Below are 23,913 nucleotides of genomic sequence, written 5' to 3' on the forward strand. Positions count from 1 at the left end.
CGAGAACCCGGCATTGGGATTGCAACGCGGAGGTGTCATGAGCGAAATCAGGTCCAAGGCGCGAGAGCCGCTCTCGGTCGTGCGTGTGCAGCGCGCCACCATGCAGGAGGACGTCTATCGCCAGGCCAAGGAACTGATCCTCAATGGCGATCTGGCTCCGGGCCAGTCCATCACCATTCAGTGGCTGGCCGATGCCTTCGGCGTCAGCGCCATGCCCGTGCGCGAGGCGATTCTTCGCCTGACAGCGGAAAAGGCCCTCACCGTGGTGGCCGGACGAAGCCTCGGCATCCCCCATCTCACCCGCGAAAGGCTGGCGGATCTGACGCGTACTCGCCTGGAGATCGAAGGCCTGGCGGTGTCATGGGCCGTGCCCACCCTTCAGCCCGCGACACTCGCCCGGCTGGACGAACTGGTCGAGGAGATGGACAATATCAAGCCGAACAAGGAGGCGCGGAAGATCTATCTGCGCGCCAACCGGGCCCTGCATTTCGAGATCTATCAGGCGAGCGGTTCGGAAACCCTGTTCGGCATCATCGAAACTCTCTGGCTCCAGGTCAGCCCCTATTTCAACCTGCTGCAGGAACGCGGCAATTTCGTCGTTTCGAACAAGCACCATCGTGTCCTGGTGGAGGCGCTGAAATCCGGCGACCACGCCGGCGCCGTACGCGCCATCCAGGCCGATATCGGCGACGCGGCCAATATCCTCGAAACTATACTCTGACAGGCTTGCTCGGCTTTCGAGGGTGCGTCTGCGACCGGGCGTCACGCTTCATTCCAAAACGGAGCGCGTTCGCACCCGGCTGTTTCTAAATGCTTTTCTATCTCTATTGACTTCGTCACCTCGCAAATCGGTCTGGGCGAGCACTTTCACGGCTGTGTCACATCGTCCGACAATAGTGCGCCCATGCCGCAAATCGGCGGCATAGCAACCAACTTTTCACCCGGCGCCCGACACGCCGGGTGCTTTGTTTTCGGGCGGCAAGATCGGCAAGGCGCTCTGCGAATCGCGGGAATGTTCCTTGAGCAAAGCCCCCGAGGTTGCATCTTGCCTGTGACGCGGTATGAACGGCGAACGACATCGGGACTGGCTTGGGCATGCAGGCGGATTTCTTGAGCTTTGCTGGTGAATGGGGAGCGGCCGTGTTGCTGCTGCTCTTCTTCGTCAGTGCGGTCTCCTTGTTGCCCCGGCCCGCGCTTTGCATCGTAGCCGGCTCCGCCTACGGGCTTTACGGCATTCCGCTCGCCCTGATCGGCTCCATCCTCGGTGCGTCGGTGGCCTATTGGCTGGGTGTGGTGGTCGGACGCCGCTACGGGCACCGGCTCACCCGGCGCTGGCGCTTGTTGGAACCGCTTCGCGAGGCCGTCCGGCTGGGCGGCTGGCGCATCGTGCTGTTGTGCCGCTGCGCGCCGATCGCGCCTTCGAGCCTGGTCAGCTTCGTGTTCGGCTCGACGTCGATCGCCTTCGGCCCCTTCCTGGTGGCGACCGGCGTTGGCATTCTGCCCGGCATCGCCTTGCAGGTCGCTGCTGGGGCCGGGCTACGCGCGAGTTCTGGATGGTCAACTGTCCATGCTGCAGGTCGTCGCCCTCGGCTTCGGCCTCTGCGCCGGCTTGGCAGCCCTTCTCTTGCTGGGCCGCAAGCTGCGGCAGGTGTTGGCGACCTATCAGCGTGAGCCGGCGGTGGAAAACCCGCTGCGTTAGGCCCAGCGCGCGCGATCCCGGATGCCGACGGCTGGCAAGGCCCCTCACCCGCGTTTTCTTCGCCGGATACTCGCCGCTACCGCGCCTGCCACCAGCAAACCGGCGGCTGTGAGGGCAATGATGCCGGTCGCGCGGATGGCTGCCAAAGCGAGGATGATGGATGTCAGGGCGTGGATGAGGGCGTCGGCGATACTCAACAAGGGCGGCGCATACCAAAAAGGTTTGAAGGACAGAGATCGGTCTCAATTGCGGGGCAAGGATGCCACGAGAGTTGGGCACTGATGGGGCGCTCGCGCGCAACGGCTCCAACCTTATTTGGCCCTGCCCTGACGGGGCAATCGGATCACATCCCTGTCACGCGGGTTGGCGATTTAATAGCAGCATGGAAGGGCTGAGGGTTTGACCCGAACCAGGTACCGAGCCGGTGTCCGGCTGCGGCACGTGTTCGACATCAGGCATCGCGGCTAGACCCACGGCATTTCCCTGAGAGAGCAAAAAGACGTTCTGCCCAGGCAGATGCATCAGCACGAAGAAATACAGGAAATTGCGATCCAATACGGTCGCGGGTCCCGCCGGTGGCAATCATGACGATGGACATTCACGATGTAAGTCTCGCGCTGACGCAGGTTCCCGGCGGGGAGACCGCGAGCCGGCCGCCCGACAAGCTCAAGACCGTCCTCGTCTGTGGCAATGATGGGGTCATTGACGAGCAACGCGTGTTTGCGATCCTGGACCGTCTTCTCATGGATGAAGGCGCGTTTCGTATCGTTCATGGCGGTAAGCGTGGCGCCGACCTGTTGGCGACCAAATGGGCCGTCGCGCATCGGGTCCGGTCGATCGTCGAGCGCGCGTCCTGGTTTCGATATGGCAAGTCGGCAGGTCCGCTGCGCAACGAGCATATGCTCAACTGCTACGAGCCCTTCCTGGTCATCGCCTTTCCGGGCGACAAGGATTGTGCGGACCTGGTCGCGCGGGCCCGACGATCCGGCGTTCGCATCATTGAAGCCGGCGCGCTTTGAGGCTCGCAGCGCCGCGAGCCTGGTCCTCGGGGCGGGCCGGAGCTTCGCTGCCTCCCTCCGGCTGCATCACTGGATATCGCCGTCAAACAGATTATTGGTCATGTAGGCGATTTCGGTACGGTTGCGCGCCCGGATCTTCTGCATAATGTTGCGGATATGCACTTTGACCGTGCATTCCTCCATATTCAGCTTGTAGGCGATGATCTTGTTGGACTCGCCCTGACGCAAACGCTGGATCACGGCCAATTGCTTGGGCGTGAATGCTGCCTGCCGCGGCACCCCTTCATCCTGGCTTTCCTCGCCGCCAAGGCCGGCGCGTGACTTGGACGGCAACAGGCCGCTCGCCGGGACGAAGACGCCTCCCGCCGCCACCAGGCGTATGGCCGCGAGGGCAACATCCAGACTGGCGCTCATGCCGATATAGCCCCTGGCGCCCCTGCCGAGAGCCGCCACGACCAGTCGGGGATCCTCGATGTCGGAAACCACGATCACCCGCACGTCGCCCTCATGGCGCGACACATAATCGAGATCGAGCTCCACGATCGCCTCGGTTGCTTTCTGACCCGTGACGCAAAGCAGGACGATGCACGATGCGTGCCCTCCCCCGTTCTGGTGCCATTCCGCCAGGCTGGCATATCCGCGCGCAGCAAAAGCGGGGGCGGCAGAAATGAGGCTGTGTGTCAGGCAACTACGGGTGAGCTGCTTTTCGTCGATGACGGCGATCGTCCACGGCGCACCCTGCCGGTCTTGTTCGGGAAAATGGGGAGCGGGTATCGTTTCCACGGGAGGGGTCTTTCACCAAGAAAATGGACCATGAGACCTTCGGCGGCGAATTGCCGAAGCACATAGTGCGCCACCCTGTCCCGCTGGCTACCATTGAAAGCGCGGCCCGCTTGCCAGGATCGGCGGTAGATCGACGAGGCGAAAGCCTCATCCATCCGATTCTCTTGCGGCAAGCGGTCTAGCCAAAATCGGCCGGCAAGCTCGTCGTGAGACCAATCCCGCTAAGTTGCTCCACTCAACTCCAACCCGTTGGTCAAAGCGACTTTAGAAACTTCTTAGAGCCTTTTCCATAGTCTGTCTTGGACTAGTCTGCATGGACTAATGGTCTAAGCTCGGCAACTGGCCTAGAGTGAGGTGTCATGCACGCCCCATCGCCGCTGCACTTGCTCCTGATCGACGATCACTCGCTCCTGCGCGCGGGCTTGCGCCTGGTGCTGGAGCAGGGGTTGCCGCATGCCATGATCCGCGAAGCCGGCTCGATCGCCCAGGCCATCGCCGAGAATCAGGTGCGGCCCCATGCGGTGCTGCTCGATATCGAGATGCCCGGCCTGAGCGGAATGGAAGGGCTTGCGGTGTTCAGGCGACGCTGGCCGGGCGCGCCGGTGATCATCCTCACCTCGCATGACGATGTCGACACCCGGGCGGAAGCGCTGGCCAAGGGCGCCGCGGCCTTCCTGTCCAAGGCGGAGCCGACCGATCGTATCGTCGCCACCGTCGAAGGCGCCCTGCGGGGAGAGATGCCGCCCGGCGAGGTTGCCCACTCCGCCGCCAGAAGCCAGGCCCAGCTCACGCCGCGTCAATACGAGGTTCTCGACCAATTGGGCCGGGGTTATTCCAACAAGGTGATCGGGCGACACCTCAACCTGTCGGAAAATACCGTGCGCGTGCATGTCCAGGCATTGCTGGCCGCCTTCAATGTGGCGAGCCGGGCTGAGGCCGTGGCCGTGGCCCGCGAACGTGGCTTGATGCGCTGAATGGCGGTTCCCTGGTTCAAGCCGGTCCCAGCTCGCATTGCTGCGGAGCAGCTTCGCTTCATGCTCGGCACGGCGCCGTTCGCCTTCATCATCGGCGGCATCGGCAATGCGGCGATGGCCGTCATCTTCGCCCTGGATGCTCCGGTGCTTCCCTTGGCAATCTGGGCGGTCTGCGCTTCTCTCCCCGTGCCCTTTTTGCGCCTGCTCGCCAGCCGCTTTCGCGACAGCCCGGATCCCGTTGCCGAGGTCGGCCGCTATCAGCGCTATACCATCATCCTTGCCACGGCGATCGGCGTCTTGCGGGGCATATTGCCCTGGATCGCCTTCGATCAGGCTTCTCCGCTCGCCATAGCGTTGCTGATCTGCTTCATGGCCGGCATCCAGGCCGGATCCCTCACTTTCATGGCTCCCGTATTGCCGGCCTTTGTCGGCTATTCGGTCGTGTTCATCGCCCTACTGGCCCTCAAGCTGATCACGCTTGGCGATCCAATGTATTGGGGGATGGCGATCGGCAGCATATTATTCTGCATCGCCATCATCGCTTCGGCGCGAAGCGCTTCGCAGACCTTCCAAAAAATGGTGGAGCTGCGTTTCGACAACAACGAATTGGTGGAGCGCCTGCGCCAGGAGACGGCGGTCGCCCAGGCTGCTCGCCTCGAGGCAGAAACGGCCAACCAGGCGAAATCGAAATTCCTGGCCGCCGCCAGCCACGATCTTCGCCAACCTATCCATGCCCAGGGCCTGTTCCTGGAAGTGCTCGCCCGCGGCCAATTGACGGCACAGCAACGCGAAATCCTGGACAATGCCCGCGCCGCCTCAAGCGCCTCGGGCGACATGCTCAACACGCTTCTCGATTTCTCGCGGCTCGAAGCCGGCGTGGTCACGGTGAGCAAGCGCTGTTTCGAACTCCAGCCTCTGCTCAACAGGATCGGCACTGAACTTGCCCCGTCGGCGGATGAAAAAGGCATCGTCTACCGCCAGCGCGATACCGATGTCGTGGTGGAATCGGACCCAGCGCTGGTTGAACTGATCCTCCGCAATCTGATCTCCAACGCCATTCGCTATACTGATCGCGGTGGCGTGCTGATCGGCTGCCGGCGCCGTTTCGATCAGGTGCATGTCGAGGTCTGGGACAGCGGCATCGGTATCGCCGCCGACAATCAGCAGGAGATCTTTCGCGAGTTTCATCAACTCGGCAACCCCGAGCGTGACCGCCGCAAGGGACTTGGCCTGGGATTGGCCATTACCGAGCGGCTCGCCCGGGCGGCCAATCATGAATTACGGCTTCGCTCGGTGGTCGGCCGCGGCAGCAAATTCGCTCTCGTCCTGCCGCTCGCCACAGGGCAGGCGGGTATGCCTGCCGATCCCGCGCCGTCCGAATCCTTGGCCGAACACACGGCGTTGGGCGCGCCATGCCGGATCCTCGTCATCGACGACGACGAAGCCGTCCGGGAAGGCATGCTGCGCCTGCTCACAACCTGGGGAGCGCAGTGTGAGGCGGTAGAAGGCATCGAGGAGGCGCGGCTTTGCCTCGGCCGTCTGGCGCCGGATCTGGTGATCTGCGACTACCGCTTGCGCGAGCAGCGGACCGGCGCGGAGGCGATTGCGATCCTGCGGGAACAAATCCCCGGCTTGCCTGCCATTCTCATCACTGGCGATACCGCGCCTGAACGGCTGCGCGAAGCGGAGGCCAGCGGCATTCCCCTGCTGCACAAGCCGGTTCTGCCGGCCGCCCTTTTCACCAAGATCCGCACCACCATGTCGCTTGGGGCAAAGCGCGCTCATGGCTGAACGCGCCGGCTGGCCGTCGCCTTCAGCCGAATCGACCCATCGCAAAGGGAGCCGGATTGGCAAAAGTGGGCAGCCCCATCATCATTTCCGACAGCAGCCGCCCCGTGGCCGGGCCGAGCGTCAAGCCATGGTGGTTGTGGCCGAAGGCGAACCAAAGACCCTTGTGGCGCGGTGCCGGGCCGATCACGGGACGCATATCCGGCAGGCATGGGCGCGATCCCATCCAGGGCTCGGCCTCGACGCGCTGATCGAGCGGAAACACCTCGCGGGCATGAGGTTCGGTCCGGTCGAGCTGCACCGGCGTCGGCGCGTGATCGCGTGAGGCGAACTCGATTCCCGTCGTCAGTCGGATACCGCGGGTCATCGGCGCCAGCAGATAACCGCGCTCGATGTCGACGATAGGTCGATTGAGTACGGCGCCGGGAGCTGGCTTGAAATGCACATGATAGCCGCGCTTGACCGCGAGCGGCATGCGATAGCCGAATTTCGTGTAGAGCCGGTCCGACCACGGCCCGAGGGCGACGACGGCCTCGCGCGCATGATAGTGTCGGGTCGGGGTCTCCAGGCTCCAGCCGTCCTCCTCTTGGCGCAGGGCGGTCGCGTCGGCTTCAACGAAGCTGCCGCCATTGCGGCTGAAAAGCGCGGCATAATCCTTCACCAGCCGACCGGGATCGGCAATCGTGGCCGGATCGCGCCAATGCACCGCGCCTGCGAACACCCCCGCAAGATTCGGTTCTCTCTCGCGCAGAGCGGAAGCGCCAAGCAGATCGTAGCGCAGGCCGAATTCGTCGAGCTGTCTGGCCGCCGAACAGGCTTTTTCAAAGGCCGCGGTGGTGCGATAGGCCTCCATCCAGCCGGTCGGTCGCAATTGTTCCGAAATGCCGGCATCGGCCATCAGCTTGGCATGCTCATCGACCGAATGCTCGATCAAAGGTAGCATGTCGAGGGCAGCCTGACGCAGCCGCCTGGGAGAGGATTCCCACCAGAAACGCGCGAGCCACGGCAGGGCCTTGGGCAGGAAGCGCCAATGGTAGCGCACATCCGCCGACAGGTTCAGCCCATAGTGGAGAACCGTCGAGAGCTCGCGCGGAAAGCCGTAGGGAATGACGCTTGCGCGCTCGATCAGGCCCGCATTGCCGTAGCTGGTTTCCTCGCCGGGGGGGCGCCGGTCGACGAGAATGACGGATCGTCCCAATTTCTGAAGATGCAGAGCAATCGAGACACCGATGATGCCGGCACCGAGTACCAGCACATCGCTCGATTGCCTGATGACCTGAACCATGGACCCCCGCCTCCAAGCAATATCGGGGTCAAGACCTCAATCATGGCCAAGACCTCGATCGTAACCAAGACCTGACCGTTCCATCGTGGAGCATATGACGGCCGGCCATTTCGCGCCTGTCCTTGCGCCGAGCGCCGGCATGCCCGCAAGCAATTTCGTCGAGTGGTGCCGCAACCGCGCTGGTTTGCCGCTCGGCTCGCGAGAAAAGCCTGGAGACGGCAATGGTCTTTTGCGCGCGCTGTGGGCACTCTCCGAAAGCATCTCGCGGTTCGACGTGACGATCGGAATCACCAAGGCGTCTCGAAACAAAGGCCCGGACAAAGGCCGTTTCCGCCTGAACGCGCCTTGCTTTAGGTTCGCCGCTTCGAATCATCGCAATCCGATCGGAGTGAGACAAGATGGACCGTTCATCGGACGAAGCCCATTGGACCGGTGTCGCCCAGCAATGGATCGCTTGGGCGCGCTCGCCCGAACATGACGCCTTCTGGGCCTATCGCCAGTCACTGCTCGCATTCATCGGCCCCGGCCAGGGCAAGGCTCTGGAGATCGGCTGCGGTGAAGGGCGGGTCAGCCGCGAACTGCGCAAGCTGGGCTATCACGTAACGGCAACCGATGCCGTGGCGCCCATGGTCGATGCTGCCCGGGAAGCGGAATCGGCCGACGCTTATGCCGTCGCCAGTGCTGCTCGCCTGCCCTTCGCTGCTGCGAGCTTCGATCTGGTCGTGGCCTACAACGTCCTGATGGATGTCGAGGATGTCCCTGCTGCCGTTGCCGAAGCCCGGCGCGTCCTCAAGCCGGCCGGCGAGTTCCTGATTTCACTGGTGCATCCCTTTCGGGATCGGGGTCACTTCGCCGGCCCCGCACCCGATGCGCCCTTCGTCCTGGAGGGCAGCTATTACGGCCGCGTGCGCTTCGAGGGCGAAGAGGAGCATGATGGCCTTCGCATGCACTTCGCCGGTTGGTCGCAGCCGCTCGAGGACTATGTCGCCGCGCTCTCGCAAGCGGGCTTGGCGATCACGGCCCTGCGTGAGCCCGTTCCCGACATTGCGAATACGGACCGCCTCAATCAGTGGACGCGTCTGCCCCTCTTCCTATGGCTCAAGGCCAGGATTTTGCCTTAACCTCCCTTCTGTGTTACTTTAGAAAATAACCGTAAAAATTTGATATAAATAAATAATTTCTATCAGAAATTACAGCCTCAGCGAGGTTGGAGGTCAGACTGGCGACCTTGGCCCGCCTTACACCGCCCATTCGACATCGGTGGTGAAGGCGATGGTCAGCCAACGATCCCGGCTCTCCCCGCCAATCGCTTCGCCGATCTTGTCACGGATCCGATCCCATTCCTCCAGGCGCATGGCGGGCCGGCCAGCCGGCACGATGAAATAAAGCTCGATCTGCCGGCCTCGGCCGACCTTTGCGACATAGGCCTTGTGGGTCAGGAAGCCATATTTGGCGACGAAGGTCTTGGCGACGGTGTCGACATGGTCCTTGAGAGAGGATGGCGTCACCAGAAGGATTTCGGACAGGGCCTGCCTGACGGTCGAAACCGGCAGAGGAATGATGACCAGGCAAAGCAGGAGCAGGACCGCGGGGTCGACATAGGGCGTGAGCCAGTCCAAACGGGTCCCTTCGATCGCGTAGCCGATGCAGAAGGCCAGAAGGAGCGCCCCGGTGATCGAGGCCGACATGATCCAGGCCTTGGCATCGAGCGCCACGAAATCGGAGCGAATGGTCCGGTTCATGCGGGTCTCGACCACGGCCATGGCGACGCAGGCCGCCAAGGCCACGGCTGCATAGAGGATGGCATATCCGAATTGGAGATCCCTGCCACCGACCATCAGGCTGCCAATGGCATTGATCATCGCATAGATGGCCGCTCCGATCAGCATCACACCGTTGAGGCCGAGAACCATCGGCTCCAGGTGCCAAAAGCCCATGGTGAAGCGCTCATGCAGCTTGCCCACGGCGGTGGCGGGAGACGAATTGGCCGCAATCAGGCTCGCCACGATCAGCGCAAGGCCGCTCATGCTGGCATCGACCAGCATATAGACGCCGTCGAAGACGATGGAGAAGGAGCCGGAAAGCAGGCCGAACACGACGCCGAAGCCGGCCACGAAAATCGTGACGGCGATCGAGACTTTGAGAATGCCTTGTTCCGTGTACACCTTCAGCCCCCGCTTTGCCGAACAGCCAACGCCTTTACCCTCCGCGCTGAATGCACGCAGGCCCGGGCATCGCCCGGCAGGCAGACGGTCGTACCAACAGCGTCAGTCGAAAGGCGATGCCTTTGGCGAGACTGGAAGTGTGTTGCGGACGCAATTATCCGATGCGGCCCGCGCCCAGAACTCCGGCGGACATGCCGCAACCGGCAAGTCCAGCGTTCTGCAGGCTTGGCTGCGGAGCGCGCGGCGCGCGCCGACAGGGGCTTTCGCCCGCCCACCTCGGCTTCATCCTCGGCGGCGGTGCCGTCCAGATATGAACTCGAAGCAGAAGGCGCCTTATGCAGGACCGTGCTGGCCTCCTCCGGCCGAGAGGCTGATGGCTGCGATTGCACGGAAACGGAATCTTCCCGTGGCACCTTTTTCTTGCGCGCCTTTTTTACCGAAGAAGTCTTCGCCTCCTCCGGTTCAAGCGCCGGGACCTTAGCGACCTTCCGGCCGCGTTTGGCGCCGTTCTTGCCTTCCTCTCCACCACGAGCCTCGACTCGCGGGGAAACCTCGGCCTCGCTTTTCTGCTCGACTGCGGCCTGAGCGGGAACAGCCACAGGCTCCAGAGGAGCAGGCTCTGGGCGCTCGGCCCCAGGGCCGACAGGTCGAGGCTGAAAGAATTGCTCAGCATGTTGCCAAGCTCTGGATCGCGAACTCGCAGGCTCAGGCGTATCCTCCCAGGACGACGTCTGTCGCGGGGGTGGAGAGGCCTGGGTCGGAGTCGATCGCGATCGCCTGACCTCGACAAAGAAAGGCTTGGAGGGGGGTTTCATTCAGGAATGTATGCTTGTTGGCGAGTCGTGGAACGCGGCAAGCATTACACCCTCGACCGTGCTTGGCAAACCGCCAGATCGGGTGGAATGCGAAATATCGTCCTCTTCCCACCGACAATATCCACTATACCGGGTTCCTTGCAGGATCATTGCACCTTCAGGTGCGCTTCCGGCAGCGTATCCACTCGACGACCGCACCTGCCGATCGAATGGAGAGGGACCCTCGCGGCGCAGCCAAGGTCTGCTGCAGAGCATTCCCGCAACCGTGCACAAAGCGGCCCCTTCCGACATTTGCGACGCCCTCTTGCCGGCGCCAAGGGATAATTCCGGCCCGTTTGCTCTTCCGTCGCAGAAATGTTGAGAGCTAGAACAGGAGAGAAGCCAGGTTCATATTTGGGCTAGAGCGTTTTCCGAAAAAGTTGATACACTTTTCGATTAAGAAAACACGACAAAACAAGAAGTTAGCGCGAAAAGGCGCATTTCTGCCAAACGTCGAGCCAGTCAAAGGAGGAATTGTCATGGCTGCCAAGGACGTGAAGTTCTCATCCGAAGCACGTGAGAAGATGCTGCAAGGCGTGGACGTGCTTGCGAACGCGGTCAAGGTGACGCTCGGCCCCAAGGGCCGGAATGTCGTCATCGAAAAAAGTTTCGGCGCCCCCCGCATCACCAAGGATGGCGTGACCGTCGCCAAGGAAATCGAACTGGAAGACAGGTTCGAGAATATGGGGGCCCAATTGGTCCGCGAGGTCGCCGCCAAAACCTCGGACTCGGCTGGTGACGGCACCACCACCGCTACCGTTCTGGCCCAGGCCATCGTCAGGGAGGGCGCCAAGGCTGTCGCCGCCGGCATGAATCCGATGGATCTCAAACGCGGTATCGACATGGCAGTGGAAGCCGTGGTCGCCGATCTCAGGAAGCACGCTCGCAAGGTTACCAAGAACGATGAAATCGCCCAGGTCGGCACCATCTCGGCCAATGGCGATGCGGAGATCGGCGAGTTCCTGGCCAAGGCGATGAAGAAGGTCGGCAATGAGGGCGTGATCACCGTCGAGGAAGCAAAGGCGCTGGCCACCGAACTCGAGGTGGTGGAAGGCATGCAGTTCGATCGGGGCTACATCTCGCCCTATTTCGTCACCAATGCGGAGAAGATGCGGGCCGACCTCGAAGATCCCTACATCCTCATCCATGAAAAGAAGCTCTCCAGTCTTCAAGCATTGCTCCCCTTGCTCGAAGCCGTCGTGCAAAGTGGCCGCCCCCTGCTGATCATCGCCGAGGATGTGGATGGCGAGGCACTCGCCACGCTGGTGGTGAACAAACTGCGCGGCGGGCTGAAGATTGCCGCCGTCAAGGCGCCGGGCTTCGGTGACCGCCGCAAGGCCATGCTGGAAGACATCGCCATTCTCACCGGCGGCAGCGTCGTCAGCGAGGATCTCGGCATCAAGCTCGAAAATATCGACCTGCAAATGCTTGGGCAGGCCAAGAAGGTGGTGATCGAGAAGGAAAGCACCACCATCGTCAACGGCGCTGGCAAGAAGGCCGAGATCCAGGCCCGCATCGCCCAGATCCGGGCGCAGATCGAGGAGACCAGCTCTGACTACGACCGGGAGAAACTGCAGGAACGCCTGGCCAAGCTGGCGGGCGGCGTGGCGGTGATCCGGGTCGGCGGCGCTACCGAAGTCGAGGTCAAGGAGCGCAAGGATCGGGTCGACGATGCACTCCACGCCACCCGCGCGGCCGTGGAAGAAGGCATTCTTCCCGGCGGTGGCGTAGCCCTGTTGCGTTCGCTCGGCGCCCTCGACAGCGTGAAACCGGGCAATAGCGACCAGAAGACCGGCATCGATATCGTCAGACGCGCAATCGAAGTGCCGGCGCGGCAGATCGCGGCGAATGCCGGCGCCGATGCCAGCATCATCATCGGCAAGCTTCTGGAAAAGGATAGCTATAGTTGGGGCTACAATGCCTACACGGGTGAATACCAAGATCTTGTCCGGGCCGGCGTGATCGATCCCGCCAAAGTGGTGCGGACAGCCCTGCAGGGGGCGGCGTCAATCGCCGCCCTGCTGATCACCACCGAAGCTCTGGTGGCTGAGTTGCCTGACAAGGAGGCGCCGCCAGCCATGCCCGGAGGCGGTGGCATGGGCTTTTGACGGCCGTTTACGGAACCCGCCTCCTCGCGGGTTCCGACGGCAATCCCGTATGCAACGGTCGTCGCGCCGGCCTCATTCCCCTTTTCAGCCATTGCGGCCAGATGATGATCGCAATGTGCGAAATCGCACTGACAGGTCTGATTGCGTCCTGCCTTGTCGTTACGTCATATCGACAGTTCGAGGGCGAAATCTTGGTGCGGAAAGAAACATTGCTGGACCTTATCGAGGGAAAATCCCGGGCCAGGAAGGTCCGCCGGGGGATCGCTCGTCGCCAGCACTATTTCGCCGTCTGTATCGTGGCGACGCTCGCCGCGGCGCTCGTGACCACGGCCATTGCCGGGGTCACGGCCTATCAGGGCCAGACCACCTATTGGAATCACCCGGCACAAAAACGCGCTTCCCTGGCCAAGTCCTAGAGCCACGGCCTAAGGAGCGGGGGCGTTCAGGCATGAGCAGCGCTGCTGCGGGTGCGTGGTCAGGCCTTGTCGGCCAGCCAGGCCGCCGCTGAAGATCCCAACTTCGGCGCGGGCAAATCCCACATCATTGGGATATCCGCGATCGCAACGGGCGGGCGGATGCGGCGGGCCGGTCCCCAACCGGTCTGCTCGACGAGGTCGGACCAGTCGAAAGGTTGCTCGGGCGCTGGCGCTTCGGTATCGTCCGGTTGGTTGCCACCTGAAACCAGCAAGCGCGCGGTGCGCGCGAGCGATCCGCGTATCTCGCATCCCCGCCCCGTCTGCAGCCGTTCCACCAGCCCCCGGACGGCCGCGGCGGCCAGGAGGTAGCCGGTGGCATGGTCGATTGCCTGCCCGGGCAGCGGTGTCGGGCGGTCTTGCCCTGCCGCGCGCATGCCTGCATCGGCAATGCCCGTGCTCATCTGAATCAGGCTGTCATAGCCTCGCCGTCCGCTCCAGGGGCCGCTCCAGCCATAGGCGTCCAGGCACACATCGACCAGTCCCGGATTGAGTTGCCGGCGGCGCGTCGAATCAAGCCCGAGACGGGCAAGCGCATCGGGCCGATAGCCGTGAACGAAGATATCCGCCCGCGCGAGCAGTTGCTCCAGCGTGCGCAGACCGTCGGGGTTCTTCAGATCAAGCCGGGCGCAGCGTTTGCCGAGCACGACCTCCGGCACGGTGCCCGGCTCCTCCCAACCCGGGGGATCGATGCGCAGAACCTCTGCCCCAAAGCCCGCGAGGAAGCGCGTCGCAACGGGACCGGCAAGAATGCGCGTCAGGTCCAGTACGCGGATGCCCTGCAAAGGCCGACCTGCCGACAGCGGTAGGTGTGGCCGGTCACCGCCAGCGGTGCTGCTACGATGCAGCAGCGGCTCGGCATTGACGGCCCTTCCCTGTGGATGATCGGCCCATTGCGCGAGCGTCCGCATGGTGGCGGCGCAGCCATTCTTCGCCACGATGGCCGTCTCCAGGGCCGCCGCCTGCCATTGCTTCACGGCGGCAGCCACCGCCTCGCGTTCGGCATGCGTCCTCAGGACAGCCAAGGCTGCATCGCGGTGATGCGGAGCATTCGTGTGCAGCCGGATCCAGCCATCTGCCGCCCTATAATCGCCGGCCACAGCATCCCATAGCGGCGGCATCGACCATCCCTGCGGCCGTAGCGTGGTGAGGAACCAGAACGAGGCCAGCCGCCGATCGACCTGCACGGCGGGGAATTTGCCTTGTCGCAACGACGCCAGTTCGGCGACAGAGAGGCTGGCGGCGGCCACCGCCGCGCCGGCGAGATCGGTAACGTGGAATGTCGAGGGCAGAGCACCGGCGCCTTCTATCGTCAGATGGCTGAGATGCGCAGGATCTCCGCCGACGGCTTGCCAGATCTCGCGCAGGAAATACGCAGCGGGAGCTGAGACCGTCGACGATAGAAATGTCGGAGCCGTATCGTCGCGCATGGAAGCCTCAATATGATTTTCTTCAATGAACAATTTCGGGGCACCTCGGCCCAGACTTCGCCGACCGCCGGAGGGCGCATATCGATCTAGTCGTGCACAAGGCTTGAATGAACGGTGCGGCATGCTAAAGCGTTTTTCGGTTCGGCGAGCCCGCCCAGAATCGCAAAGATGCGTCCAAACAAGGCGTTAGAGCTGACGAGCGCCAGCCATGAACGCGCTTTGCTCTTGAGATACTTATCCTGCCTTCCTCTTGTTCTTGCTTTTCTTCGATTGGCTTCGTCCTGCTGTTGGAAAGCTGGAAATCGACATGATTTCAATGTTCTTGCTAGAACCGCTCATCAAATCACGCAATTCGAATTGCCTGGAATCGATAGTATGAATGTGTTTGCCCGACCCATAGCGTTTGTGGGTGTTCTACTCTGCCTTGCCCTTTCCGCCTGCGGCGACCAGGAACCCAGCCAGCGCAAGGAATTCATCGAATTCCTGCAAACCCGCATTCTCGACAAGCCCGGCGCCCATGTGCCGCAATTGAGCGGCAACCAGAAGGACGCCTTCGGCCCGTACGTCAAGGACTACGCCATCATCATCGACTTCGCGGCAGGCCCGACGGGTGAGCCTGGCAATCTACAGCAGCGCTTCGGCGCCATCATGGCCAAGGGCTCTATTCGCTCGATGAGCGATCTGGCGACGCGGCGCGAGGATCTGGCAGCCGTGCACAATCTTGTCGGCGAGCTCGGCGGCGCCATCGACCAGGCCCTTGCCAAGGCCGACGCTGCCAAGGCGCAGCTCAAGCAGCCGGACGATCTCAAGGCCGTCTTCGACAAGGCCTATGAGCGGGACGTGACGGAGGTTGCCAGGAACGTCAAGCAGATGTTGCCGCCGGTCCAGGACATGACCACTGCTGCCTTGCGGCTCTCCGATTTCATCACCGGCAATAAGGACAGGCTCGAGGTCAGCGGCATGATGATCACCGCCAAGGATCAGAAGACCCTGTCGGCCTTGCAGCCGCTTCTCGACGATTTCAACGCCAAGGGACAGGCCGCGATGGCTCTCCAGCAGAAATTCCGCTCATTCCAGTAGGATGTCATCACGCCCTGAAGCGTCTTTGCGATTTGACGGAATCGCCAGAATCGCAAAGACGCTCAAGCCAATCCGTCGGATTGGCTTGGAAACAAGGAGCTGGAGCAAATATGCCTCCAGCTCTGAACGCGCCCTGCTTGAGGTATCGAATATGCTGATCTTGCGAAAACTCATCATGATCGTGGCTGTGGCCGTCATCGCCATCGTCGGCACGGCCGGCTATCGCTGGTACGACTATGTGACGGCTGCCAAGGACCCGCTCGACGAAGTGGGCATCGAGCTCAACAGCCGCATGCCGATGGCCCTGCGCAAATGGGGCTGCTATCAGTTGCAAAAGCGTTTCGGGGACCGCCTGCCGCCCTATGGCTGCTCCAGCGGCGACGGCAGAAGCTGGATGTAACCAGGCCACCCTGAACAAGGAACCTTGCCGGTGGGGATGGGCAGTCGCTCAGCCGCAACTGGCGCTGACCACCCGCCCGGTCGCCGGGTTGGTGGTGATAGTGACCCGATCCTGACGAAAATCGAAGGTGACGGCTTGGCCCGGCTTGATCTGGCGCACGATCTGGGCACCTGTCAGTTTCCTGGCCTCATCGTCCGCCGGCTTGGGCTGGCCGACCAGACGCTGCGCCGCCCCCGCCACGCAAGATGAAGATGGCCCCGACTGTGCGGCATTGGAAGCGCAGGCCGTCAGTGCCAGCAGGGCAACGGGTATGAACGGCAGGAAGGGCCTGATCTGGCTGGTAAGCATGCTGATTCCTCATTGCAGTATTTGACCGGCAGAACCGATCGAGCCTGTCATGCCGGATTGTACCTCGCCCTTTCATCCCGTCGGATGAAACTCAATCAAAAAATATGATTTAATTCATATATTTCAAATTATTCCATAGCATTCCTTATGTCAAACATTCAAAAAACGTCCTGACGCTCACCCCTGCTGCTTGACCTCGATATGCAGGCTGAACGCGCCGAACGTCTGTCGTCCGGAAAAAGCGCCTGCAGGCGCACGGCTTGCCATGTGGCTCGTGAAGAATTATTTGTTGATTGGACAAGAATGGAGGCTTCGATGGCGCGCCCTCGGGAGTTCGATCGTGGCGAGGCCCTGGCAAAGGCACGTGACGTCTTTTGGAGCCGTGGCTATGAGGGAACTTCCATGGCCGACCTCGTGTGCGAACTTGGCCTCGCCTCGGCGCGCATCTATGCCGCCTTTGGCTCCAAGGAGGATTTGTTCCGGGAAGCGGTCGCGCTTTACGAAGCGCAAGAAGGCGGCTTCGTGGAACGGGCGCTGGCCCAGGAGCCGACGGCCCTGGCGGCGGCCGAACGGATCTTTCGGGAGGCGGTGGACACCTATACGCGGCCGGGAAAGCCTTGGGGCTGCATGGTCGTCACTGCAGCCACCAATTGCGCGACCGAGAATACGAAGATAGGCGACTGGCTGGCCGAGCGCCGCCGCGCTCAGACGAGTGCGATCACCGGACGGCTCGATCGCGCCATCCGCGAGGGCGAGTTGCGGCCCGAGGCGGATGCCCGCGCCCTCGGCGACACTTTCGCCACCGTGATGCATGGCCTGTCGGTCAAGGCGCGGGACGGCGTATCGCGCGAGCGCCTGCAGGACGTAACTCGCCTCGCCATGCAGTTGCTCCAGGCGCAAACCGGTTCGCCAAGCGTTCGATAAGAGGCCTTTCAGCCTGGGCGATCGATGCTATCCAGCCTTTCCGGATCGCCCACTCATTGAGCCTCTCACCGAGGCCTTCTGCGTCAAATCACGACCGGCAAATGAAATTGCAGATCAGATCGGCGATGACATCGGGAGCGTCCTCGAAACAATAATGCCCGACTCCGGCGAGCCGCTCGACGGGAGCCTGGGGGAAGAGTTCGGAGAACAAGGGCAGGAAATGCGCTGCCCGCAATGTGCGGTCTGCTTCGCCCCAGATCGCCAAGGCGGGTTTGTCGCGGATGATCTCGAAGGCCACTGGGCCCGGCTGCTCGAAACGGTGGGCGCCTAGGGCAAAACCCTCTGCCCAGCCGATGGCACCCAGGCATTCAGCCGGATCTGAAAAAGGAGCGCCATAGGCCGAGAGCCATGCGTCGGTGATGACGGCATTGTTCTCGAAACCGTTGAGCTTCAGTGTGCTCAGGATGTTGAAGCCGAGCTGGCCGAGCACGCTCCTCAACACGCCCCCGGCATGGGCCCGGGCAATCCATTGGAACCAGGGCGCCGCTTGTGCATTGGCCGTGAGGCGCTCGACGAGATCGGCTTGCCCGAAGGGCGTCGGTCCATTGACCGAGATGATCCGACGGATCCGCTGCGGCTGCCGGGCGGCAAGGCCCATGCCGACGGGGCCGCCGAAATCATGCATGACGAGAGTGATCTGGCTGAGGTCGAGCGCGAGGACGAAGCGCTCGAGATTGTCGATGTGGTCCTGGAGCCAATAGCTGCGGCCTGCCGGGGTCCCGCTCTTGCCGAAACCCATATGATCGGGAACGAGCACGCGATGCGTCCGGCTCATAACGGGAATCAGATGACGGAAAAGATAGCCCCAGGTCGGCTCGCCATGCAGGCACAGGACGGGTTCGCCATCATCGAGGCCCTCATCGACATAGTGCATTCGAAAACCGGCGGCATTGGTGAAGTGTGGAGCGAATGGAAAGGTGCCGTCGAAGGTCGCTTCCGCCTCGATCATTGGGAATATCTCCTGTCATGGTTTTAGATTGAAACCATGACAGGACTAAATCCTGCAGTTTTAATTTGCAACCGATATGCTATGAGTTCGAGGGACAAGCCGGGAACGGCTGGAGCGCGTTTCGATGCGTGACAGTCGAGCCGTCCCCTCGGCACGAACAAGGATGGATCGGCGAGTGCCATGGCCAAGCGGGTAAGCCACCGGGAATCTGCGTGCGGCGTCGCCCGGCCGCTGGATGCGATCGGCGACTGGTGGTCGCTGCTGATCGTGCGCGACGCCTTCGATGGCCTGCGTCGGTTCGGCGAGTTTCAGAAGAGCCTTGGCCTGGCCAAGAACATCCTCTCGGCCCGGCTCCGCAACCTGGTGGCCCACGGCATCATGGATCTGGCGCCCGCCGGTGACGGCGGTCCCCATTACGAATACGTCCTGACCGAGAAGGGCCGCGGCCTATTCCTGGTTCTGGTGGCCTTGCGGCAATGGGGAGAGGATTTCTTCTTCGAGCCGGACGAAGCCCATGTGCTGTTGGTGGATAAGAAAACCACCCTGCCCGTGCGACGGCTTGAGCTTCGTGCCCAGGACGGACGCGTGCTGGGCGCGCAGGACACCTTCGTCCGCAGCCCACCGGGTGGAGCAGATATGGAGGAGAAGAACTGAGCCCCTGCTCGCTGGCGCAGCAGGTCGTTCTACCGTTCCTCCCCATGCCCATCGCAGCCGCGTTCACGGTGCGCCGCCAGGCGCGCCTGGAAATCGCCGGAGAGATCCGCCAGCGTCACCTTGGCAAACTGATCGAGCAGCAATTGGCGGGCTTTGCCGAGCGCATCGTCGAGACGCGCATTCACAGCCTGTTCGACCAGGCATTGCGGGTGGTCCTCGGCCAGACCCAGGGCGAATATGGGCGGCTCGCCGATGGCGGCATAGACATCGCGCAAAGTGAATTGATCGAGGGGCCGGGCCAGTTTCCAGCCGCCGCCATGGCCTTTCTCCGACGTCACATAGCCCTGCTCCCTCAGTCCGGCCATGGTGCGGCGGATCACCACGGGATTGGTATCGAGCATCCTGCCGATCTCATCCGAGGTCAGGCCGCGCTCGGCCTGATCGATGTGGAGCAGCACATGGAGCATGCGTGACAGCCGGCTGTCGCGAGCCATTTCCGTTCCCTTTTCTTCCGGCATCCCCGCTCCGGCAATCGCACCGTTGCACGCAGATTCCGCTGATGCAGAGATAGCCGCAATATGATCTCGTAACAATAAAAGTTGCGTTCTTGAGCGCCTCGCATATCATGTAACTCTTAATGATACGAATCTGGCAGGCATGCCAGCGAGCCGTTTCTCAACTCCGGACCTACAGGTGCTCCAATGATCGCCGCATCGCCTCTCGACGGTATCGACCGCCCTCGCCACGCCGCTGATCACGACGTCATCATCATCGGCGGCAGTTTTGCCGGCGTCTCGGCCGCAATGCAGCTCGCCCGCGCCCGACGCCGCGTGCTTCTCGTCGATGGCGGCCAGCCGCGAAACCGCTTCGTCGAGAACGCCCATGGCTTTCTCGGACAGGATGGACGGCCCCCGCGCGAGATCATCGGCACCGCTCTTGCCCAGCTCTCCGCCTATCCGACTTTCGGTTTTCTCGCCGGACAGGCCCTGCAGGCACGCAAGAACGGAGATTTCTTCGAAATCGATCTGGGAGAAAAAGGCACCGTGCGCGGCCGGCGGCTGATCCTGGCAACCGGCGTCGGGGACGACCTGCCGGAGATCGCCGGCATGCGCGAGCGCTGGGGCCTTTCCATCTTCAGCTGTCCCTATTGTCACGGCTATGAGGTCGCGGATCGCCGCCTCGGCGTAATCGCCAACCATCCGATGTCGGCGCATCAGGCCGTCCTCGTGTCGGACTGGGGCCCGACTGTCTATTTCACTCAGGGCCGGTTCGAGCCGGATGAGGAACTCCTCCCCCTGTTTCGTATGCGCAAGATCGAGGTCGAACGCAGCCCGATCGTCGAGATTATCGGATCCGGCACGGCGGTCGAGGCCGTCCGATCCGCGGATGGCCTGACGGTGCCGGTCGAAGCCATTTTCACCGCACCACAGACCTATTTGACGTCTCCCCTTGCCGAACAGCTCGGATGCCGCATCGAGGACGGCCCCCTCGGGCCCCTCATCGGCGTCGACGACCAGAAGCGCACCAGCATCGAGGGCGTTTTTGCCGCTGGCGATGTCACCAGCATGATGGCAAATGCGACGCTGGCGTCTGCAGCCGGTGTGATGGCAGGTGTGTCCGCGCACCGCTCGCTTGTTTTCGACAGCGGCGCGCATGGATGATCCGCGGGATCAGGCAGGCCGGAACCGGCCCGCCGTCGGGCACGGGATCACGCCCGCACCCACCCGGCCCGGATCAACATGGAGAAAAGGCGGCGATAGCAGGCCTCGGCAAAGGCGAGCAGCCTCGTTCCCGCGAGCACCATCAGGCCCCGCGATAGCATGGCTCCTGTCAGGCCGCTTAGCGCGCCGCCGAAAATGTCGAGAGGATAATGCACGCCAAGATAGATGCGCGCCCAGCCGACCATCAACCCGATGACGGCAAACAGCCAGGCGCTAGCCGCCCGTCCGGCGAACGCATAAGCCCAGGCCGCGGCGAACAGGACGGTCGCATGATCGCTGGGAAACGAACTATCGGCAGCATGCGCCAGATAGCTGTGTCCGATCCCAGCCTCGTGCGGCCTGGGTATCTGAACCCCGGTCGAGATCAACAGATTGATCCCCAGAGCCAACAAGATGGCGGTCACGACGGCCATCGCGGCACCACGGTCACGCGAATTGCCCCATAGCCAGTCGATCATCAGCTTCGCTGGCAGGCTGAAGATCAGAAAGACAGCGGCGAGATAGCCGATGTCGAGGCCGACCGCACTGGCCGGCACGCCCGCATTGAGGATCGCGAACAGGGTCTGGTTCAGGGTCATTCAGCAATCATCGCATGGAAAACACTTCGGCCGCCGCCAGCAGAAAGCAAGCAGCGGCCGGATGGATCACATCGTCCCTGCGAGGCTGTCGGCGACATCCTTGGCGGCCGCCAGCGTCACTGCGATGTCTTCGCGGCTATGGGCCGTCGACACGAACAGGTTCTCGTAGGCCCCGGGATGGAAGAGCACGCCGCGCTCCAGCATGCCTTCCCACCAGCGCCGGAACAGTTCCTGGTCGGCATAGCGCTCGGCATCGCGATAGTTGTGGATCGGCTTGTCGGCGAACCACACCTGCATCAGGGGGCCGAGACCAACCGTGTAGGCGGGTAGCCCGGCCTGTTTCAGGACGCGGTCGAGGCCTGTCCTCAATTCGTCCGAGACAGCATCCAGCTGCTCATAGACCCCATTCTGGCCGAGTTCGTTCAACGCCGCATTGGCGGCGGCGACCGCGATGCCATTGGCCGTATAGGTGCCCGCCATCGACACGGTCCCGTCAGCGACCAGGCTCATGATCTCCTTCCTGCCGCCGAGGGCCGCCACCGGGAAGCCGCCGCCGAGCCCCTTGGCGAACACCGACAAATCAGGCCGAATGCCGAGCCGCGCCTGAGCGCCACCAAGGCCCAGGCGGAAACCGGTGATGACCTCGTCGAAGATCAGCACGACATCATGCCGGGTGGCGAGATCGCGCATCGCCTCCAGATAGCCCGGCTTGGGCAGGATGCAGCCGGTATTGCACATCACCGGCTCGGTAATGATGCCGGCGATATCCTCGCCATGCTTGGCCAGAACGTCGGCCAGCACCTGCGCATCGTTCCAGGGCAGGATGATCAGGTTCTCCTCCACGCCGCGTGGCATGCCGGGGCCCTGTGCAACGGCCGTGGGGCTGTGGTCCGGTCCGGCCTTGTCGATCGGCGGGTGCTTGCTCCAATACACGCCGTCGGAAAAGCCGTGATACATGCCCTCGAAGCGGATGATCTTACGCTTTTTGGTGAAGGCCCGCGCCAGGCGCGTCGCATAGAGCACCGCTTCGGTGCCGGTATTGCACAGGCGCGCCTGCTCGACGCCAGGTACCGCGGCCACGATCTTTTCGGCCAGGACGGCCTCGTCCGCCGTCGGCAGGGCGAAAACGGTGCCGCGCTGCTCGATGAAATCGACGACGGCGCGGGTCACCTTGGGCGGGCGATGCCCGAGGATCATCGGGCCGAGCCCGAGCAAATAGTCGATGTAGTGATTGCCGTCGACATCGACGAGCCGAGATCCCTCGCCCTTCTCGACGAACAGGGGATAGGGCAGCCAGCCGGACCATTGGGCCCGGGCGGTCGAGTTCACGCCCCCTGGAATGACGTGGCGCGCCGTTTCGAACAGGGCGGCGCTGGTGGCGGTGCGCGTGAGAGTGGTGCTGATGAAATTCACGGAACTATCTCGATTGAAGAGGGAGTTGGCGAACGCCCCGTCCTTCGACGGGTGCTCCTGGGCTCAGTGCTGGGTGAGATCGGCGTCGAGGAAACCGAGGGGATGGGGTGGGCGGATCACCCGCGTGCCGGCCTGTTCCTGCTCCGCGGCAATGTTGCGGTGGAGCTCGGGCATCTTGGTCCAATGGACCTTGGGCCTGTAGTGATGCTCGGCGTGATAGCCGTTGTTCATCCAGGTCCAGTTGTAGACCTTTTCATAGGTACTCACGCCCCAGGCCAGCGGCTTTTCCGGGTCGCCACCGAAATGCTCGTAATAGCCGTTGAGGGACGACAGGCACTGGCCCAGATAGTTGAAGGGCAGCATGCAGACGATGAAGCGCCAGTCGAGCAGCGCCAGCACCAGGTAGAAGCCGATCATCACGGCAAGTTCGAACTTGGCCTGACGAGCCTCGCCCGGACGCCTGACCGCCATGGCCCTGAGGATCTCGGCAGGGTCATCACGGAAATAGCTCAGGAAGGTATAGGCCCAGACGTTTTCGGGTTTTCCGTCATGGCCATGCTTGTAGATCGACAGATAATCGATCGTCTTGCCACTGCCGTCGGGGCGGTCCATGTTGCCACTGTGATGGCGCATATGAACAAAATTATACATGATCTGCGAAAACCCGAGCGTAATCGACAGCATGAAGCTGAAGGCGACATTCAAGGTCTGGCTGGCAAAGAACGAATTATGAATGAAGTTGTGGGATATACTGTTGATATTCCATGATATCGACAGCGAATAGATCAGTGCCAGGCAGATGAAGCTCCACCACGACAAATGCGGAAAGGCGAAAAACAGTCCGATCACGGCAAGGAAATGAGCGGTGCCGAGTACCACGGGTACCCAGTCCCATTTTGAGTATTGCAGCATGCGCATCTTGAACGTTCCTGGTTCGGTCGCCTGGTCAGGCAACCAACAGAGCGGCTGCCGCACCAACCGCAAGGAACGTGCCAAGATAGCCAAAGCAGGGAATGGCCGCCTTCCACCAAGGTTTTTGGCACATTACCCGCCATGGCGGCGCGCAGTGCGCCGATTGCCACTCCGACATTTCATGACGCGAGCTACAAAACTTGTAGCTCGCAATTTGGAGGGAGCCGAGGAAGCCGCGGCCTAGGCGTGCCGATCTTCTCCGTTCCATCGGCAGGTCGATGGAGCGGGATCGGCAT

The 23,913-nt window shown here is 62.4% G+C and carries 24 protein-coding genes; 13 read left to right on the forward strand and 11 right to left on the reverse strand.

Going from position 1 to position 23,913, the window contains the following annotated elements; translation table 11 throughout:
- Positions 1-37: 37 nt before the first annotated feature.
- Together ACR9ZN_RS03210 and ACR9ZN_RS03215 are read left to right on the forward strand one after the other, a co-directional pair.
- Positions 38-721 (forward strand): GntR family transcriptional regulator, encoded by a 684-nt coding sequence (locus ACR9ZN_RS03210; RefSeq protein WP_454817934.1) that lies wholly within the window; start codon positions 38-40, stop codon positions 719-721.
- 389 nt (positions 722-1,110) lie between these two features.
- On the forward strand, positions 1,111-1,671 hold the full coding sequence (locus ACR9ZN_RS03215) for a TVP38/TMEM64 family protein (RefSeq protein ID WP_481271337.1): 561 nt from the start codon (positions 1,111-1,113) through the stop codon (positions 1,669-1,671).
- Positions 1,672-1,743: 72 nt separating this feature from the next.
- Here ACR9ZN_RS03215 and ACR9ZN_RS03220 read toward each other — a convergent pair whose 3' ends face one another.
- The gene (locus ACR9ZN_RS03220) at positions 1,744-1,896 is read right to left on the reverse strand and encodes a hypothetical protein (RefSeq protein WP_434960771.1); all 153 of its coding nucleotides are present in this window, start codon (positions 1,894-1,896) and stop codon (positions 1,744-1,746) included.
- A 387-nt stretch (positions 1,897-2,283) separates the two neighbouring features.
- Here ACR9ZN_RS03220 and ACR9ZN_RS03225 point away from each other — a divergent pair, with 387 nt between their 5' ends.
- Complete coding sequence (locus ACR9ZN_RS03225; protein ID WP_481271338.1) at positions 2,284-2,718, forward strand: SLOG family protein; 435 nt, start codon at positions 2,284-2,286, stop codon at positions 2,716-2,718.
- A 66-nt stretch (positions 2,719-2,784) separates the two neighbouring features.
- Here the strand turns inward: ACR9ZN_RS03225 and ACR9ZN_RS03230 are convergent, their stop codons facing one another.
- Complete coding sequence (locus tag ACR9ZN_RS03230; RefSeq protein ID WP_434960769.1) at positions 2,785-3,501, reverse strand: LuxR C-terminal-related transcriptional regulator; 717 nt, start codon at positions 3,499-3,501, stop codon at positions 2,785-2,787.
- Positions 3,502-3,860: 359 nt separating this feature from the next.
- On the opposite strand from ACR9ZN_RS03230, the gene ACR9ZN_RS03235 reads away from it, so the two are divergent.
- Both ACR9ZN_RS03235 and ACR9ZN_RS03240 read left to right on the forward strand, forming a co-directional pair.
- Positions 3,861-4,475, forward strand: coding sequence for a response regulator (locus ACR9ZN_RS03235; protein ID WP_481271339.1), 615 nt, complete (start codon positions 3,861-3,863; stop codon positions 4,473-4,475).
- Positions 4,476-6,266 carry an ATP-binding response regulator gene (locus ACR9ZN_RS03240; RefSeq protein ID WP_481271340.1) on the forward strand — a complete coding sequence of 597 codons (1,791 nt, stop codon included), beginning with the start codon at positions 4,476-4,478 and terminating at the stop codon, positions 6,264-6,266.
- Positions 6,267-6,288: 22 nt separating this feature from the next.
- On the opposite strand, the gene ACR9ZN_RS03245 is transcribed toward ACR9ZN_RS03240, so the two are convergent.
- A complete protein-coding gene (locus tag ACR9ZN_RS03245; protein ID WP_454817923.1) occupies positions 6,289-7,548 on the reverse strand; it encodes an NAD(P)/FAD-dependent oxidoreductase in 1,260 nt (419 codons plus the stop codon).
- Positions 7,549-7,946: 398 nt separating this feature from the next.
- On the opposite strand from ACR9ZN_RS03245, the gene ACR9ZN_RS03250 reads away from it, so the two are divergent.
- Positions 7,947-8,669, forward strand: coding sequence for a class I SAM-dependent methyltransferase (locus ACR9ZN_RS03250; protein WP_454817921.1), 723 nt, complete (start codon positions 7,947-7,949; stop codon positions 8,667-8,669).
- A gap of 117 nt (positions 8,670-8,786) precedes the next feature.
- Here ACR9ZN_RS03250 and ACR9ZN_RS03255 read toward each other — a convergent pair whose 3' ends face one another.
- Positions 8,787-9,713: a cation diffusion facilitator family transporter gene (locus tag ACR9ZN_RS03255; RefSeq protein ID WP_481271341.1), complete on the reverse strand. Its 927-nt coding sequence runs from the start codon at positions 9,711-9,713 to the stop codon at positions 8,787-8,789.
- Positions 9,714-11,046: 1,333 nt separating this feature from the next.
- Between ACR9ZN_RS03255 and groL the strand changes: the two genes are divergently transcribed.
- Positions 11,047-12,675, forward strand: a complete 1,629-nt coding sequence (gene groL / locus ACR9ZN_RS03260) for a chaperonin GroEL (protein ID WP_481271342.1) — start codon at positions 11,047-11,049, stop codon at positions 12,673-12,675.
- A complete protein-coding gene (locus tag ACR9ZN_RS03265) occupies positions 12,672-13,091 on the forward strand; it encodes a hypothetical protein (RefSeq protein WP_454817914.1) in 420 nt (139 codons plus the stop codon). The genes groL and ACR9ZN_RS03265 overlap by 4 nt, the downstream gene beginning before the upstream one ends.
- A gap of 59 nt (positions 13,092-13,150) precedes the next feature.
- Here the strand turns inward: ACR9ZN_RS03265 and ACR9ZN_RS03270 are convergent, their stop codons facing one another.
- Positions 13,151-14,578 (reverse strand): CoA transferase, encoded by a 1,428-nt coding sequence (locus tag ACR9ZN_RS03270; RefSeq protein ID WP_481271343.1) that lies wholly within the window; start codon positions 14,576-14,578, stop codon positions 13,151-13,153.
- Positions 14,579-14,953: 375 nt separating this feature from the next.
- Between ACR9ZN_RS03270 and ACR9ZN_RS03275 the strand changes: the two genes are divergently transcribed.
- Positions 14,954-15,658, forward strand: coding sequence for a DUF3053 family protein (locus ACR9ZN_RS03275; protein ID WP_481271344.1), 705 nt, complete (start codon positions 14,954-14,956; stop codon positions 15,656-15,658).
- A gap of 151 nt (positions 15,659-15,809) precedes the next feature.
- Positions 15,810-16,058: a hypothetical protein gene (locus ACR9ZN_RS03280; RefSeq protein WP_434960758.1), complete on the forward strand. Its 249-nt coding sequence runs from the start codon at positions 15,810-15,812 to the stop codon at positions 16,056-16,058.
- Between the two features lie 48 nt (positions 16,059-16,106).
- Here ACR9ZN_RS03280 and ACR9ZN_RS03285 read toward each other — a convergent pair whose 3' ends face one another.
- The gene (locus ACR9ZN_RS03285) at positions 16,107-16,406 is read right to left on the reverse strand and encodes an I78 family peptidase inhibitor (protein WP_481271345.1); all 300 of its coding nucleotides are present in this window, start codon (positions 16,404-16,406) and stop codon (positions 16,107-16,109) included.
- Positions 16,407-16,721: 315 nt separating this feature from the next.
- Between ACR9ZN_RS03285 and ACR9ZN_RS03290 the strand changes: the two genes are divergently transcribed.
- On the forward strand, positions 16,722-17,330 hold the full coding sequence (locus ACR9ZN_RS03290) for a TetR/AcrR family transcriptional regulator (protein ID WP_481271346.1): 609 nt from the start codon (positions 16,722-16,724) through the stop codon (positions 17,328-17,330).
- Between the two features lie 88 nt (positions 17,331-17,418).
- On the opposite strand, the gene ACR9ZN_RS03295 is transcribed toward ACR9ZN_RS03290, so the two are convergent.
- Positions 17,419-18,339: an alpha/beta fold hydrolase gene (locus tag ACR9ZN_RS03295; RefSeq protein WP_481271347.1), complete on the reverse strand. Its 921-nt coding sequence runs from the start codon at positions 18,337-18,339 to the stop codon at positions 17,419-17,421.
- 180 nt (positions 18,340-18,519) lie between these two features.
- Here ACR9ZN_RS03295 and ACR9ZN_RS03300 point away from each other — a divergent pair, with 180 nt between their 5' ends.
- A complete protein-coding gene (locus ACR9ZN_RS03300; protein ID WP_454817900.1) occupies positions 18,520-18,993 on the forward strand; it encodes a winged helix-turn-helix transcriptional regulator in 474 nt (157 codons plus the stop codon).
- A gap of 29 nt (positions 18,994-19,022) precedes the next feature.
- Here the strand turns inward: ACR9ZN_RS03300 and ACR9ZN_RS03305 are convergent, their stop codons facing one another.
- Positions 19,023-19,487: an Rrf2 family transcriptional regulator gene (locus ACR9ZN_RS03305; protein ID WP_434960753.1), complete on the reverse strand. Its 465-nt coding sequence runs from the start codon at positions 19,485-19,487 to the stop codon at positions 19,023-19,025.
- Between the two features lie 207 nt (positions 19,488-19,694).
- On the opposite strand from ACR9ZN_RS03305, the gene ACR9ZN_RS03310 reads away from it, so the two are divergent.
- Entirely contained in the window at positions 19,695-20,654 is a 960-nt protein-coding gene (locus ACR9ZN_RS03310; RefSeq protein WP_454817896.1) for an NAD(P)/FAD-dependent oxidoreductase, read from the forward strand.
- A gap of 47 nt (positions 20,655-20,701) precedes the next feature.
- Here ACR9ZN_RS03310 and ACR9ZN_RS03315 read toward each other — a convergent pair whose 3' ends face one another.
- The 3 genes from ACR9ZN_RS03315 to ACR9ZN_RS03325 form a co-directional block, all read right to left on the reverse strand.
- Positions 20,702-21,292, reverse strand: a complete 591-nt coding sequence (locus ACR9ZN_RS03315) for a phosphatase PAP2 family protein (RefSeq protein WP_434960751.1) — start codon at positions 21,290-21,292, stop codon at positions 20,702-20,704.
- 66 nt (positions 21,293-21,358) lie between these two features.
- Positions 21,359-22,705 (reverse strand): aspartate aminotransferase family protein, encoded by a 1,347-nt coding sequence (locus ACR9ZN_RS03320; RefSeq protein WP_454817892.1) that lies wholly within the window; start codon positions 22,703-22,705, stop codon positions 21,359-21,361.
- A 63-nt stretch (positions 22,706-22,768) separates the two neighbouring features.
- Positions 22,769-23,623: a fatty acid desaturase family protein gene (locus tag ACR9ZN_RS03325; RefSeq protein WP_434960749.1), complete on the reverse strand. Its 855-nt coding sequence runs from the start codon at positions 23,621-23,623 to the stop codon at positions 22,769-22,771.
- Between the last annotated feature and the right edge of the window lie 290 nt (positions 23,624-23,913).

Source organism: Labrys sp. HAY1-8F (genome assembly GCF_056754975.1).

What these genes read in the sequence shown, in the direction of transcription:
- ACR9ZN_RS03210 (WP_454817934.1), top strand. Translation starts at nt 38, where the DNA reads ATGAGCGAAATCAGGTCCAAGGCGCGAGAGCCGCTCTCGGTCGTGCGT.
- ACR9ZN_RS03225 (WP_481271338.1), top strand. Translation starts at nt 2,284, where the DNA reads ATGACGATGGACATTCACGATGTAAGTCTCGCGCTGACGCAGGTTCCC.
- ACR9ZN_RS03235 (WP_481271339.1), top strand. Translation starts at nt 3,861, where the DNA reads ATGCACGCCCCATCGCCGCTGCACTTGCTCCTGATCGACGATCACTCG.
- ACR9ZN_RS03240 (WP_481271340.1), top strand. Translation starts at nt 4,476, where the DNA reads ATGGCGGTTCCCTGGTTCAAGCCGGTCCCAGCTCGCATTGCTGCGGAG.
- ACR9ZN_RS03245 (WP_454817923.1), bottom strand. Translation starts at nt 7,548, where the DNA reads ATGGTTCAGGTCATCAGGCAATCGAGCGATGTGCTGGTACTCGGTGCC.
- ACR9ZN_RS03250 (WP_454817921.1), top strand. Translation starts at nt 7,947, where the DNA reads ATGGACCGTTCATCGGACGAAGCCCATTGGACCGGTGTCGCCCAGCAA.
- groL (WP_481271342.1), top strand. Translation starts at nt 11,047, where the DNA reads ATGGCTGCCAAGGACGTGAAGTTCTCATCCGAAGCACGTGAGAAGATG.
- ACR9ZN_RS03270 (WP_481271343.1), bottom strand. Translation starts at nt 14,578, where the DNA reads ATGCGCGACGATACGGCTCCGACATTTCTATCGTCGACGGTCTCAGCT.
- ACR9ZN_RS03275 (WP_481271344.1), top strand. Translation starts at nt 14,954, where the DNA reads ATGAATGTGTTTGCCCGACCCATAGCGTTTGTGGGTGTTCTACTCTGC.
- ACR9ZN_RS03280 (WP_434960758.1), top strand. Translation starts at nt 15,810, where the DNA reads ATGCTGATCTTGCGAAAACTCATCATGATCGTGGCTGTGGCCGTCATC.
- ACR9ZN_RS03285 (WP_481271345.1), bottom strand. Translation starts at nt 16,406, where the DNA reads ATGCTTACCAGCCAGATCAGGCCCTTCCTGCCGTTCATACCCGTTGCC.
- ACR9ZN_RS03290 (WP_481271346.1), top strand. Translation starts at nt 16,722, where the DNA reads ATGGCGCGCCCTCGGGAGTTCGATCGTGGCGAGGCCCTGGCAAAGGCA.
- ACR9ZN_RS03295 (WP_481271347.1), bottom strand. Translation starts at nt 18,339, where the DNA reads ATGATCGAGGCGGAAGCGACCTTCGACGGCACCTTTCCATTCGCTCCA.
- ACR9ZN_RS03300 (WP_454817900.1), top strand. Translation starts at nt 18,520, where the DNA reads ATGGCCAAGCGGGTAAGCCACCGGGAATCTGCGTGCGGCGTCGCCCGG.
- ACR9ZN_RS03305 (WP_434960753.1), bottom strand. Translation starts at nt 19,487, where the DNA reads ATGGCTCGCGACAGCCGGCTGTCACGCATGCTCCATGTGCTGCTCCAC.
- ACR9ZN_RS03310 (WP_454817896.1), top strand. Translation starts at nt 19,695, where the DNA reads ATGATCGCCGCATCGCCTCTCGACGGTATCGACCGCCCTCGCCACGCC.
- ACR9ZN_RS03315 (WP_434960751.1), bottom strand. Translation starts at nt 21,292, where the DNA reads ATGACCCTGAACCAGACCCTGTTCGCGATCCTCAATGCGGGCGTGCCG.
- ACR9ZN_RS03325 (WP_434960749.1), bottom strand. Translation starts at nt 23,623, where the DNA reads ATGCGCATGCTGCAATACTCAAAATGGGACTGGGTACCCGTGGTACTC.